12 protein-coding genes are annotated in these 13,919 nt (G+C 55.9%); 10 read left to right on the forward strand and 2 right to left on the reverse strand.

Annotated features, from left to right (window positions below):
* The first annotated feature begins 735 nt into the window (after positions 1–735).
* The 5 genes from ACF8AM_RS14445 to ACF8AM_RS14465 all read left to right on the forward strand — a co-directional run bounded on the left by ACF8AM_RS14445 (position 736) and on the right by ACF8AM_RS14465 (position 6,408).
* On the forward strand, positions 736–1,941 hold the full coding sequence (locus tag ACF8AM_RS14445) for a hypothetical protein (protein WP_392556310.1): 1,206 nt from the start codon (positions 736–738) through the stop codon (positions 1,939–1,941).
* Positions 1,942–2,224: 283 nt separating this feature from the next.
* Positions 2,225–3,568 carry a Gfo/Idh/MocA family protein gene (locus tag ACF8AM_RS14450; protein WP_392556311.1) on the forward strand — a complete coding sequence of 448 codons (1,344 nt, stop codon included), beginning with the start codon at positions 2,225–2,227 and terminating at the stop codon, positions 3,566–3,568.
* A gap of 171 nt (positions 3,569–3,739) precedes the next feature.
* Complete coding sequence (locus tag ACF8AM_RS14455; RefSeq protein ID WP_392556312.1) at positions 3,740–4,480, forward strand: SDR family oxidoreductase; 741 nt, start codon at positions 3,740–3,742, stop codon at positions 4,478–4,480.
* Between the two features lie 328 nt (positions 4,481–4,808).
* A complete protein-coding gene (locus tag ACF8AM_RS14460; RefSeq protein WP_392556313.1) occupies positions 4,809–5,822 on the forward strand; it encodes a zinc-binding alcohol dehydrogenase family protein in 1,014 nt (337 codons plus the stop codon).
* 76 nt (positions 5,823–5,898) lie between these two features.
* On the forward strand, positions 5,899–6,408 hold the full coding sequence (locus tag ACF8AM_RS14465) for a hypothetical protein (protein WP_392556314.1): 510 nt from the start codon (positions 5,899–5,901) through the stop codon (positions 6,406–6,408).
* 101 nt (positions 6,409–6,509) lie between these two features.
* Here the strand turns inward: ACF8AM_RS14465 and ACF8AM_RS14470 are convergent, their stop codons facing one another.
* Both ACF8AM_RS14470 and ACF8AM_RS14475 read right to left on the reverse strand, forming a co-directional pair.
* Positions 6,510–7,745, reverse strand: a complete 1,236-nt coding sequence (locus ACF8AM_RS14470) for an aminotransferase class V-fold PLP-dependent enzyme (RefSeq protein ID WP_392556315.1) — start codon at positions 7,743–7,745, stop codon at positions 6,510–6,512.
* Positions 7,742–8,170, reverse strand: coding sequence for a SufE family protein (locus ACF8AM_RS14475; RefSeq protein WP_392556316.1), 429 nt, complete (start codon positions 8,168–8,170; stop codon positions 7,742–7,744). The genes ACF8AM_RS14470 and ACF8AM_RS14475 overlap by 4 nt, the downstream gene beginning before the upstream one ends.
* 958 nt (positions 8,171–9,128) lie before the next feature.
* Here ACF8AM_RS14475 and ACF8AM_RS14480 point away from each other — a divergent pair.
* The 5 genes from ACF8AM_RS14480 (at position 9,129) to ACF8AM_RS14500 (ending at position 13,906) form a co-directional block, all read left to right on the forward strand.
* Positions 9,129–9,869, forward strand: a complete 741-nt coding sequence (locus ACF8AM_RS14480; protein ID WP_392556317.1) for an SDR family oxidoreductase — start codon at positions 9,129–9,131, stop codon at positions 9,867–9,869.
* A gap of 83 nt (positions 9,870–9,952) precedes the next feature.
* Positions 9,953–10,456 (forward strand): DUF4405 domain-containing protein, encoded by a 504-nt coding sequence (locus ACF8AM_RS14485; protein ID WP_392556318.1) that lies wholly within the window; start codon positions 9,953–9,955, stop codon positions 10,454–10,456.
* Between the two features lie 61 nt (positions 10,457–10,517).
* Complete coding sequence (locus tag ACF8AM_RS14490) at positions 10,518–10,796, forward strand: hypothetical protein (RefSeq protein WP_392556319.1); 279 nt, start codon at positions 10,518–10,520, stop codon at positions 10,794–10,796.
* Positions 10,797–11,054: 258 nt separating this feature from the next.
* The gene (locus ACF8AM_RS14495) at positions 11,055–11,804 is read left to right on the forward strand and encodes a siderophore-interacting protein (protein ID WP_392556320.1); all 750 of its coding nucleotides are present in this window, start codon (positions 11,055–11,057) and stop codon (positions 11,802–11,804) included.
* A 242-nt stretch (positions 11,805–12,046) separates the two neighbouring features.
* Positions 12,047–13,906: a PQQ-binding-like beta-propeller repeat protein gene (locus ACF8AM_RS14500; protein WP_392556321.1), complete on the forward strand. Its 1,860-nt coding sequence runs from the start codon at positions 12,047–12,049 to the stop codon at positions 13,904–13,906.
* Positions 13,907–13,919 lie beyond the last annotated feature (13 nt).

Consider the following 13,919-nt stretch of genomic DNA (forward strand, 5'->3'; position numbering starts at 1 on the left):
AGCGGCGGATATCGATTCGGAAGGGGACGTCAGCATGGCCGGATTGTGCCGATCCTTGCACGCTGACAACAAGATCAATTTCCAAGCGTTTCCCCCCAGAAGCGGTTGGCTTGTGCAAAATCGTTCCACCGTCCGTTGGTGCTTCAACGACTCGAGGGATGGGCGGCAGGCATTTGCCCAGGCATTGTGTCGGGAATTCACTGCTGCTGCATTCCCCATCCTTTGAAAGATCGTTCCCGGTGAGATTGCCGAGCCAAGTCAGGGCAGAGCAGTTGTCCGCAACGGTTTGGTCGGGCGGATCTCAAATGCCTGACGCATCGCACTCAGGCCCACGTCCAAACGTTCGCGACGCGGCGATCGCCGGCATCGGCCGATTTCGCTCATGCAGCGAGCGTGAATCTGAAAGTCTGCTAATTTTCTGCGTTGAGGTTCTCAGTCGATTTGCCTTCCTCATCGAGTGATCTGCTGGCGGAAATGGAAAGATACGCGGGTTAGGAAGGTGGATCCTCTCGAAACGATCGGTACGGTGGATCAGTTTTTGAAGGATTTACCGTTTTGACCAGCAATCTGACTAAGCCTTTTCGTTCAGACGAACCGATACTACCGGCACAACCCAATGCGGTTTGCTCAGAAAGTGGGGCGGCGGCGGGACTTAACAGTGATCAGCAGTGACGTTGATTGAGCAGATTCTCAATCGAGCGTGACAGCAACTCCTAGCATGACGGTGGAACAACGATGTCGGTACGGAAGCTGACTGCAAAACTATTGGCAGCCCTGGCGGTTTTTGCTGGTGGCGCTTCGGTGTCCGCCCAGGAACATGCTTTGGCGGACCCCTTCGCATTTGACCCTGACTTCCAGTGGTTTGAGCCGATCTACGATGCAGACATCGTGGACACGAAACCAAAGAAGCGGGCTCACACGGGCTGGTTCGGAACTTACGACAAGCTGCACTTGTGGGGCAAACGGCCCGATGAAGCTAGCGGCATTGGCGACAGTTACCAACTCGACTTCGGCGAAGGCAACCGATACGAATTCGGTTACATGACGCCGGGCAAAGACACTGGGTGGCTGTTTGGATGGACCGATTTGGACATTGCCGCTGCTGACGTGAGTCGCATCGGGCGAATCAATCGTCTGAACGACGAGCAACTCGAAGGGGACCCGGAATTCCCCGGCGGCATGTTCGGAACAAACGTGTTGACCGAAGACAACAACAACTTCGGCTATGACACGCGTTTCTACGACATTGGTCGCTCGACCAACATCGTTGAATACGACAGTTACGAAATCAACAAAACATGGCGGATGGAACCGTATCACTACGGCGGGATTCTCGAACCCATGGTCGGTTTTCGTTTCGTGACGATGGACGACAGTGCGTACAACCGGAACTACAGCCGGACTCGCGAAGACACCACGGCGGCTTCTGTTTCTCTGCCACCTCCGTACTTCACGGACTTGGGGATCAGCGACGACGCCTATGAAATTTTGGATGAAGAAATCCAAGAGATCGAAAACGAAATGTACACGGTTCAGCTCGGCTTCCGTTACTTCAAGTTTGTCAATCGATTCCGCTACTCGGCTGAGTTCCGTGCCTTCACCGGTTTGAACCTGCAGAACGCGATGCGATACAACCGCAAGGAAACCACGTTCTACGATGGCTTCGAAGCGGGCGATGACGTGACCGCGGTCTTCAACACGCAAAGCCTGGTGACTTACGAACGCAACGACGAGTTCTTTATCGGGTACGACGTACGAGCCGAGGTCGGTTACCAACTCACGCAAATGATTCATGTCCGTGGCGGTTTCCAACTGCTCGACTTGGCAAAAGGCGTGTGGCGGAACGAACGCGGCGGAACGAACAGCAACTTGAGTTACGGTGCCACCGACCAGAACTTCCTGGCCGTTGGCGGAACCTTCGGGATCGAACTGAACCGCTAATTCGGTCTCTGTCCCACTGCTAGCTGATCACTTCATTTGAGCCGGCAAGGTGAATTCACCTTGCCGGCTTTTTTCGTAGGAATGCTTCAACGCTGAAGACCAGGCCGTTGCATGTGCGAAAGCTTGGTCAAGCTCAAGCAAGTCGCGTTGGCCCGGCACAAGGAACCGATCGCAACCAAACGCGATGCACTCCTCCGGGGGGAAGATGAGTTATGATGCAGGACCCAGTCGCCACGGCGATTGCCTGCCTACCCTTCCCGCCCGTCATGCATGGAGATCTGTCATGCACAAAGTCCAGAGTCGTCGTACGTTTTTGAGTTCCGCTGCAATCGCTGGAACCGCCGTCACCTTGCCCGCAATGCAATATTCGCGGGTCTATGGCGCCAATGAGCGACTTCATATCGCCAGCGTTGGAACGGGCGGCAAAGGCTGGAGCGATTTGCTGGGAGTTGCCGCCAGCCCTCAAGTCGATGTGATTGGATTGTGTGACATCGACAGTTCGGTGAAGCACCTTGGACAGGCCGCAGAACGATTTCCGATGGCGCGACAATACGACGATTGGCGCAAACTGCTGGACGAGGGGAATTCCTTGGAAGGAGTTTTAGTTTCCACTCCGGATTTCATGCACGCACCGATATCGTTGCCTGCGATGCAGTTGGGCAAGCATGTCTTCTGTCAAAAACCGCTCACGCACACGGTTCACGAAGCTCGCCAAATGCGGAAGGCGGCCGATCAGTTTGATGTGGTGACTCAGATGTGCAATCAAATTCAATCGCACTCGGCGTATCGCACCGCGGTCCATCTTGTTCATGAAGGAATGATTGGCAAGGTTCGCGAGGTGCATTCGTGGCAAGGTGGAAGACCCTCATGGCCGCGAAATATTCCGCGTCCAAGCGGCAGCGATCCGGTGCCCGCGAATGTTCGGTGGGACTTGTGGCAAGGCGTGGCTGCGGAACGTCCTTACAAGATTGGTATGTATCATCCGTTCAATTGGCGAGGGAGGCAGGCCTACGGTACCGGGCAGTTAGGCGACTTTGGTTGTCACATCCTGGATCCGGTTTTCAAGGCTCTGCAGATTCAGTCGCCATCGAAGTTGACAGTCGATGCGCCGGAGTTGGGGCCGGAAACCTGGACCGATCGAGCGACGGTGCGATACGAATTTCCGGGGACTCAGTACACCGCGGATTCGGCGCTGTCGGTGACTTGGTATGACGGTGTGGGCGTGTCTCCACCACGTGAGCGTCTGACGCACCTTCCCGATGATGCCAAACTGCCTGGTGCGGGATCGGTGCTGGTTGGTGAAAAGGGATCTTTGGTGATTCCCCATGTCGCGATGCCTGTGCTTTATCGTGCGGATCGTTCCATTGCGTCGGACCTTCCGGTGATTCCCTCGGTCAACCACTACACCCAATGGGCGGACGCTTGCCGAGGAATGGGAGAAACGACTTCGCACTTTGACTACGCAGGGCCGCTGACAGAAGCGGTCTTGCTAGGAACCATCGGTATTCGGTTCCCAGGTGAAGAATTGCAGTGGGACGCGGATGCGATGAAGATCACCAATCACGCCGAAGCTCAGCAATGGGTTACCAAACCGTATCGTAAAGGCTGGGAACCCGACTGGATCTAGTCGACGAGCTGGAGGTCGCGTTCTGCTGCGTTTTTGCGGTTGGACGCAGAGATTTCTGTTTTGGCCGCTTTGGCGGTCGGTTGCCTCCTCTGCATATTTTAATCGAGCCTTTGCCGACAACCACGAGCGGCAAAAGCATCCGATTCTAGAATATCCGATTGAGGAGATAGCATGAGTACGAACATCGAAGGAAAGGTCGTTGTTGTCACCGGAGCCAGCAGTGGACTTGGTGAAGACGCCGCCCGTCATTTGGCTTCCCAGGGCGCAGCGGTCGTATTGGGAGCTCGCCGCATCGAAAGGCTGGACGCCATCGTGGCGGATATCCGGCAAAAAGGTGGGAAAGTAGAGGCTGTTGCGACGGATGTCACCGATGCGGAGCAAGTGCAGACGCTGGTCAACAAAGCCGTTGAAGCGTTCGGCCGCGTCGATGTTGTCATCAACAACGCAGGTCTCATGTCGATCGCCCCTCTCAGCGAACTGAAGGTTGACGAATGGGAGCGCATGATCGACATCAACATCAAAGGTGTGCTGTATGGCATTGCCGCTGGTTTGCCGATTTTTCAAAAGCAAGGCGCCGGACATTTCATCAACATCAGTTCCGTCGCGGGACTGAAAGTGGTCAATGGCGGTGCCGTTTACAGCGGAACAAAATTCGCGGTTCGTGCGATCAGCGAAGGCCTGCGAACGGAAGTCGGCGGGGCGATTCGCACTACGACCATCCTGCCCGGATTGATCGACACGGAACTGAAGCAGGGAACCTCCCACGACGCCAGTTCACAAAACGTCGATGAAATGTACAAGATGGCAATCGCACCAACCGCGATCACCGACGCGATTGCTTACGCCATTTCTCAACCGGCTGACGTGGACGTCAACGAAATCGTCGTTCGACCAACCGTCCAAGAATTCTAGGCAGAGACGGGCTGGAGTGCCCATCCTACATGCGTTGCGATGTTGTTGACGATTCGATCAGCAGTCTGCTGACACCCAAGCGGCTCACTTGGTTGTGTCTGATCGTTCCTGCCAACCTGTTTCATAGGCACTCTTCTGTGCCTAGGGGTGCCCAATGTGCGTACTTGTCATGGAGGGGCCTCGTCCTAGGATGCAAATGACACCTCGCAATGGAATTAGCATTCCGTTGCCAAGTCGGAACGGAACATGTGATTTGCCCAAAAGTGTTTTTGCAGTGATCGCGTTGGGTGTCTTGAGTGAACCGAAAACAACAAGCAGGAATATCACGATGAAAGCCATTGGCTACCAAACTCCCGGATCAATCGATCGGGATGACTCTTTGCAAGACATCACACTTGAAAAGCCAACCGCAGAAGGTCGTGATCTGCTGGTCAACGTTCATGCGGTTTCGGTCAATCCGGTGGACGTGAAAGTCCGCAGCAAAGCTTCCCCCGAGGGCAGCGAATGGCGGGTGCTCGGGTTCGATGCGGCTGGCGTGGTCGAATCGGTCGGTTCGGAAGTGCAGAACTTCCAACCCGGCGAGGCCGTCTTCTATGCAGGTTCGATCGCACGTCCGGGGACGAACAGTGAGTTTCACCTGGTCGATGAACGCATCGTCGGGCACAAGCCTTCTACCTTGAGCGACACCGAGGCCGCGGCGCTTCCGCTGACCGCGATCACCGCCTGGGAGATGCTGTTTGATCGCTTGGATGTGAAACGCCCGACGCCTCAGGGTGGCGATACGATTTTGGTCATTGGCGGTGCCGGAGGAGTGGGCTCGATCACGATTCAGTTGTTGCGAGCGTTGACGGACATGACAATCATCGCCACCGCCTCGCGGCCCGAAACCCAAGACTGGGTTCGTGAACTTGGTGCGCATCATGCCATCAACCATCGCCAACCGATGGCGCCGCAGGTGAAGGCACTCGGGATCGGCGACCCCGGTTTTGTGTTCTCAACAACTCACTCCGATGAACATCTCGAAGACATTGTGGAGTTGATGGCTCCGCAGGGACGTTTCGGATTGATCGATGATCCGCCGCACCTTGATGTCAGCAAGCTGAAACAAAAATCGCTGTCGTTGCATTGGGAGTTCATGTTCGCTCGATCGCTGTTTGGCACTCCCGACATGGACCAACAACGCAAATTGCTCAACGAAGTTGCCTCGTTGGTGGACACTGGGAAGATCCGATCCACCGCGACGGAGACGGCCGGCAAGATCAACGCCGCCAACCTGAAGCAAGTCCACGCGAAGATCGAGAGCAACACCGCTCGAGGCAAGATCGTGCTGGAAGGTTTCTAAGCAACGCAAGAAGCCTTCAACTCTCGTCGTGGATGAGGCCACGAATCCTCCCACCAATTTGCGTCGTGGATGAACCATGAATCGAAAAACGAACGCTCAACCCTTTTTCGCGATGACAGCATTGCTTGCCGTCTGGTTGGTCTCGAGTGCGACGGCGTCGGCTCAAACGACAGCGGTTGAGTCGGGGCAATCGGGTGCGGCATCACCAACTCGTGGACTCCAGGTGGTGGCAAAGGTTGACCAAGCCGTTGGCAACATTGCATTCGCCGATGATGGCGATTTGATCGTCAGTTTTCATCCGTTCTTCAAACCTGAAATCCGAGTCGCGCGGCTCGATCCGACAACCGGGAAGTACCAACCGTTTCCAAATCGCGAGTGGAACACACCGAGAACGGAAAATGACTTTTACCTCGACGATGTTCTCGGGTTGCGAAGCGATTCCAGCGGAACCGTTTTATTCCTCGACATGGGCACCCGCGGCGACATCACTCCCAAGTTGGCCGGACGGAATCAGCACGGGAGCGGACGGGTTCATGTATGTCTCCGCAGCCCAAGTTCACTTGAGGGCACCGTTCAACGACGGTGAAGACAAAAGCACCAGTCCGTTCTACATCTTTCGATTCCAACCGGTGGCTCAAGGACTGTTCGGCCGGTAGGCAACCGTCCCGTTGCTGATGACTCATCGATTCAGATCAAACGCAACCGTTGGCAGGCGAATTGGAGACCTTCCATCAGAGCGTCGACGTCGTCACGCGAGTTGTAGACGCCGAAGCTTGCTCGCACCGTCGCGCTAAGACCCAGCAGATCGTGAAGCGGCATCGTGCAGTGGTGACCATGGCGGACGAAGACGCCTTTTCGATCGAGTAATTGCGCCAAGTCTTCCGGATGGGCTCCGTCAATCGTGAAGCTGGTGATCGCTCCACGGTGCTCGACGCCAGGCCCATGGATCCGCATGCCGGGAATCTCTTGCAGACGGGTGTAGGCGTATTCAAGCACATTCCGCTCGTGTGCGTGGACCTTTTCCATCCCAAGGGTCGTCATGTAATCGATCGCGGCGCCCAGCGCGATCGCTTGCGCGATCTGGATTGTTCCCGCTTCGAACTTGGCGGGAGACGAAGCCCATGTGGAGTGATCCTTGTAAACACGATCGATCATGTGACCGCCGAAGAGGATCGGGTCGGTCTGTTCAAGCAGTTCGCGTTTTCCATACAGCACGCCGACACCGCTGGGCCCGTACAACTTGTGTCCCGAGAAAGTCAGGAAGTCGATCCCGCTGGCGACGACATCCGTGTGCTCGTGCGGAACACTCTGCGCTCCGTCGACAACGATGATCGCTCCCGCGTCGTGGGCCGCCTTCGCGAGCTCCGCGATTGGATTGATGGTGCCCAACACGTTCGACATGCCGGTGACGGCCACCAGTTTCGTTTTGTCACTCAGCACTTCCCCGATGCGGTCCATATTCAAACGGCCATCTTCGGTGAGCGGGAGAAAGCGGCAGGTCGCTCCCGTCTGCAAGGCGAGCTGTTGCCATGGAACCAAGTTCGCATGGTGTTCCATCTCATTGAGGATGATCTCGTCACCGGCCTTGAGGTTTCGTTTGCCCCAGCCACTGGCGACCAAGTTCAGCGACATCGTGCAACCGGCAGTGAAGACGATCTCTTCAGAATGCTCCGCGTTGATGAACTGCCGGACTTTTTCGCGTGCACCTTCCAGCTCTTCATCGACGATCGATCCAAAACGATACACGCCGCGATATGCGTTGGCGTAATAGTTCTCGTAGACTTCCTTTTCTTTATCGATCACGCACTGGGGTTTTTGCGCAGACGATCCACTGTCGAGATAGACGAGCGGCAAACCCTTGGGGAGTGATTTGTGCAGAATTGGGAAGTCGCCGCGAACGGCGTCGATGTCGAGTGGATTCATGATTGGGCCTCTGCCTGGACGGCTAGTTCTCGGACTCGCTGGACCATGCTGTACAGCCCGTTCCGCCGTTGCGGGCTGAGGTGCCGTTCGAGCCCCAGTTTTTTGAAGACTTCTTGGGCATCGATCGAGATGATTTCCTGCGGCGTTTTGCCGGAATACAACGCGGCGAGAACCGCGATCAAACCGTTGACGATGACGGCATCGCTATTCGCGAGAAATTCCACGGTCGGCGGGGAGGACGATTTGATGTCAGCCACCAACCACACGTTGCTTTGGCAGCCGTGGACACGGTTTTCCTCGGTTTTGGCATCCGCGGGCAACTCAGGCAAGTTGAAACCGAGGTCAATCAAGTAATCACAACGCTCGTCCCAATCGGGCAAGTCCTCGAATTCCTCGTACAATTCGTCGATCGTTAAATCTTGCAATCCAATCTACCTCGGTTTGTGTGGTTGCCTTCCGCTGACCGCATCGTCCGATCGATGCTTTCGCGGTCTCAGTGGTTGGAACCGTGACGGCCCAACGCCAGGAGCCACGCAAAGACGTTTTTCGCCTTCTTCGCTGCACTCTCGCCCTAGTTTGACGCAGAAACGCCGTTTCCAATAGGTCAGGCGATGCCGGAAAGCTCCGCGTCATCACCGGCTTGGCGTGATTTGTCAGCGCATGCGTCGGGCAAATCGTGGCGGCGAGCCAGGTGTCCCGTGGAGTGCCCGTAGGGAAGCGGGGTCAGGTAACATCCAATTCGACCGTCAGGTCGTCATGAAGGTTCGCTCTGGACTATACGTGCGTGCACAGCCCGCCGCTGAAATCAACGCGAATTCAACCGCGACAGGAACTCGCTCGTTGGAACGCCGCGTTTCAGCTCGTTTTCGCGAACGGCGGAGCGAAATTGCGGTGAAACGGATGCTTGTTCGGACAAGCTCTCGATCATTCGATCGGTTTCTCATGGCCTCTGTCGGATTCGTCTCGCGAAATGCGATTCGACTGTTGGGATTGCTCCTGGTGGGAAGATTCTTTTCTCGCGAGAGTTGACAAAACCGCGTGTACCTGTAGAGTGCAGGGAACCGGCTGCCTGATTTTTTGGGTGGGATTGTTCAAGGCCATTTCAGGTGGGGCGATGTTCTTTCCAGGCACTGCCCCGCTGGCGATGCTGATGTCGCTGCCTTACGCATTCAACATCTTGCTGTATGTCACCTTCTTTGCTCATGAATGCTTGGTGATTGGCGTCCGCGGTCAAAGGTGCCGGTGGGCCGTTTTCCAAGGACGCAACACAGGCCTTGATCATGTTGTCCGAAGCTGGCGAATCCCTTGTATGAGCGATTTGGCGACGCACATGATCCGATGCCCGACAACCGTCAAACGAATCCCTTTGCAAAAGAGAATCACATGAACTACTCAACGAACAGAACTGCCATCGTGACGGGGGCATCGCGAGGAATCGGCGTTGCCATTGCGAAGCGACTCGCCAATGACGGATTCAACGTCATCGTCAATTACGCTGGCAGCAAGGAAGCCGCGGAGGAGGTCGTGAGCGAAATAGAAGAGGCGGGTGGTCATGCCATCGCCGTGCAGGCCGACGTTTCCAGTTCTGCGGCGGTCAAGACGATGTTCGAACGCGCGGAGTCAGAATATGGCGGTGTCGATGTGCTGGTGAACAACGCGGGCATCATGAAGTTGGCGCCGATTGCTGAGTGCGATGATTCGGTGTTTGACGATCAAGTCGCAGTCAACTTCCGTGGCACGTTCAACACGTTGCGAGAGGCGGGGAAACGCCTGCGAGATGGCGGACGAATCGTCAACTTTTCAACGACCGTGGTGGGAATGAAGTTCGAGACATACGGTGTTTATGCAGGCATCAAAGCTGCGGTCGAAACCATGACCGGGATCATGGCGAAGGAAATGCGAGGAAGGAACATCACGGTCAACGCCGTCGCGCCGGGACCGACGGGCACCGAGTTGTTCCTCGACGGCAAATCCGATGAATTGATCGAGAAACTCGCCAAGACGGCTCCACTCGAGCGTTTGGCGGCACCGGAAGACATCGCTGGCGTGGTCTCGTTTCTGGTTGGGCCCGATGGTGGTTGGGTGAACGGTCAAACGGTTCGTGCCAACGGGGGCATGGTCTGAATGCACTAGCCTATTACTAGGTGCGTCCAGCAACGAACAACCCAACCCACATGATGAATCAACCATCCAATACAAAGAGAAAAGTGAGTGGCACGCAGGCGCGCGTCTGGCTCGATCTGTGCCTGTTCATTGGCATGGTGCTGGTGCTTGCTCCCCAGGCAACCGGTATCGCGGTGCATGAGTGGGCGAGCTTCCTGATTCTCATTCCGTTCTTCCTGCATTTGATCTTCGCTTGGAAGTGGATCGTCAACACGACTCGGCGTTTTTTCAAACGAATTCCCGGCGACTCGCGTTTCAACTACGGGTTGGATTGGCTTTTGTTTTTTCTGTTTGTCGTGGCAACGTTCTCTGGCGTCGTGATATCGGAAGCGGCGCTTCCTGCATTGGGGATTCACCTGAACATCGACCCGTTCTGGTCCACGATTCACGACATCAGTGCCAATCTATTGATGCTGGTGATCGGCATCCATTTAGCGATGCATTGGAACTGGATTGCGGTGAACGTCAAAAAGTACATTTTGCGTCGACGTGCAGAATCCTTCGACACCAAAAGCGCTGCCCCAACGCCGAACGAGACGACGTCGTGATGGATACCGACTCGCCCCAAACTCCGAATCACCCTTTTGCTCTTTCAAGAAATCGGTCCTGATGCCAACGCTACGACAGTCCATTCGGCCGACCCTGTGTATCGTGCTCGCCGCCACTTTGGTCGTGTTTCTGATCTCGCCACTGGATGAAACTCAGTGGGCAGCGGGGATTCGAGCAGGGGCGTCAGCCAACGGTGGCGAAGGTTCCGAGGGGAGTGGTCCGGGGGGGCCCATCCGTTTCATCGGACCGATCGTGAAGATGTCGATTTTGATGGGCGTTCCGGCGCTGATCACCCTTGGAATTCGCCGGCTGATTCGCCGGTTTCGCGTTCCTGCTTGAAAGATGTTCGTGCTGGCAAATCAAAATACTGCGTCGGGAATACTGCATCTGTGTCCATCGTGGGTGAGGCGGTGAACTTTGGCCTGGCAAACGCGTCGCACCATCCACAAGAGTTGTGATTGCCCATCGTGGTCCTTGCAAAATCACTATTCCGATCCAGCGAAGCCCCGCCCATTTGGAGTCCGGGTCGTTGAATTGCGATCTCAGATTCATTCGAACACCCTATCATCCGTAACGCCCTCAGTGGAGATTCATATCATGGCGAAACGCACCAAGACAGAACTGGAGGTGATCCGGTCGACTCCCATCACCGAGCATGTGCTTCGCATCACCCTGGGTGGTGAGGGACTCGCGAGTTTGCCTGTTGATCAGGAGAGTGCTTATGTGAAGTTGCTGATTCCTCAAGGTGTTGGTGAATCACCGCTGAATCGATCCTATACGATTCGGCACCAGCGACCGACAGAAATTGACATCGACTTTGTCTTGCATGAGTCGCCTGGACCAGCATCGGCTTGGGCGATCGGGGCGCAACCAGGAGACCGGATCACCGTTGCGGGGCCAGGCCCGAAGAAGCTGATCAATCAAGACGCCGATTGGTTTCTGTTAGCAGGAGACTTGACCGCGCTTCCGGCGATCAGTGTGAACCTGCGGCAACTACCCGACGACGCTGTGGGTTACGCCGTGATCGAGGTTCCCAGCCCGGCGGACATTCAGGATCTGGAGCACCCGGAAAAGGTCGAATTGCACTGGGAGGTTAACCCGAAACCTGATGTCGATGGCTTGTTCCTTGCTTCGAAAGTGCGAGCGTTATCGTGGTTGGAAGGCCAACCCGCTGTCTGGGCAGCTTGCGAGTTCAATAGCATGCGGGTGCTCAGGAGTTTTCTGCGAGAGCAAGACCACCTTCCCAGCACCCATCTGTACCTTTCGAGCTATTGGAAGCTCGGTCAATCCGATGAAGGGCATAAGCAGGCAAAGCGACTCGACAACGAACAGAACCCGCTCCCGTAGTGGACCAGGCAACGAGTCCTTCCTGAGTTCGCGATGCCATTTTCCCCGCCCATAATTCTTCAACCTCCCGCTGGGAGGTCGAGCGAAGCGAGGGGAGTTCGATCCGTGACCTACCAAGCCAGCTGTCAATCCCATTGCCTTCCACTCCGATGAGAAGTTGCTCCTTGGCTGGTTGTTTGCACCCGTTTGTGCTACCAAAGCAACCACCTAACATCGTTCCATGACCAAGCCAAAGAGCCGCTATGAGTGACACTGAACCTGAGTCCATCAAAGCCTCGATGGAAACAAAGCCGGAGAATTCGGCCACCGAGTCTTCGAGTAACGAAGTCGCATCCGGTGAGCTGAAACCGCTGCGAATCTGGCCTGCCGTTCTGCTGTTGTTGCTGATGGCGACGGCTCGATTCTTGCCTTCTGCGATCGAGGACGCTCCCCTGTTATTGATGATGGTGGCGGTGATCGGGCCGGTGGTGTTGGGCGGCCTGATTCTGCTTTGGTGGCTGACGTTCAGTCGTGCGTCCTTGAAGGAACGTTTGGTGGGTTTCTTCGGCGCGTTGTTGATTGCCGTCGGATGCGTGTTGTCGTTGGATCAAACGATGATGGGGCCCGGCATCATGATGGTTGCCGCTCCTCTGGGCACGGCGGCATTTGGTATCGGGGCTGTGCTGATGTGTCGTTGGCAATCGTTCAAGCGGACGATCGTGATGTTGCTGATGACGCTGTGCGGGTTTGGGTATTCAACCCTGTTGCGTAGCGAAGGCATGTGGGGCCATTTCGCTTTGGATTTGCACTGGCGATGGGAACCAACGGCGGAAGAGCTGATGTTGGCCGATCGAGAGGACGCACCTTCGAGCGTCGAAGCGATCCGTTCGGAGGTTGAAATGGATGAGTGGCTTGCCGATCCACAGTGGACTCAGTTTCGTGGTCTGAAACGTGTGAGCCAACAGCACGGTCCGGCAATTCAAACGGATTGGTCGGCAAACCCGCCCGAACTGGTTTGGAAGATTCCAGTGGGGCCGGGATGGTCGTCGTTTGCCGTCGCTGGAAATCTATTGTTCACGCAGGAGCAACGTGGCGAACAAGAAACCGTGGTGTGCTACACCGCCGATGAAGGAATCGAAGTTTGGTCGCAGGAAATCGAATCGCGATTTTTTGATCCGCTTGGTGGGCCTGGGCCAAGAGCCACGCCGACACTTTCTGGTGGCAGTGTCTTTGTTCAAGGAGCCAGCGGGCAACTGCAGCGATTGGATGCCAAAACGGGCGAATCGATTTGGGAAGTGGACGTGCGGGAGGTCGCCGACCGAGAGCCACCGATGTGGGGATTCTCGTCGTCTCCGCTGGTCGTCGGTGAGGTCGTGATCGTTCACGCAGGAGGTGATGGCGACAAGGGCACGCTCGCGTTTGACATCGAGTCGGGTGAATTGAAGTGGTCCGCCGCGGCTGGCGATCATTCCTACAGCTCGCCGCAGTTGTTGAATCTTTTTGGCGATGACTATGTGGTGATGTTCACCAACGCTGGCATGAAAATCCTGGATCCCGAATCGGGCGAATCTCGATGTGATTTTGAGTGGAAACTGGAAGGCTACAGTGCCGTGCAACCTCAGCGAACCGCGGGCAACTCAATCGTCTTGGCCAGCCAACAGGAGACGCGATGCTTGGAACTGACCCAAGCCGATGACGGGTTCACGGTGGAGGAGCGTTGGGCGTCGCGAAAGCTAAAGCCTGACTTCAATGACTTCGTGGTCCACGATGGATATGCGTACGGCTTTGACGCTGAGATCTTTGCCTGCATCGATTTGGAATCTGGCCAACGCGAATGGAAGCGTGGGCGTTATGGGAAGGGCCAGGTTTTGATGTTGGTTGACTCGGGCGTGCTGCTGGTGATCAGCGAACGCGGGGAAGTCGTCCTGTTGGCGGCGAATCCGTCGAAGCATGAAGAACTGGCCAAGTTCGAAGCTCTCGAGGGAAAAACTTGGAACCATCCCGTCGTCATCGGCGACCGGTTGTACATCCGCAATTCGCATGCGGGGGGTTGTTATGGGTTGCGGGTTAAAAGCGACTCCGAAAGCAAAGACCGTTTCGCGATCGGGGAACGTTCTCCGTGAGCACGGGGAGGGC

The organism is Rhodopirellula sp. JB055, from assembly GCF_043100905.1.
GTDB lineage: Bacteria > Planctomycetota > Planctomycetia > Pirellulales > Pirellulaceae > Rhodopirellula.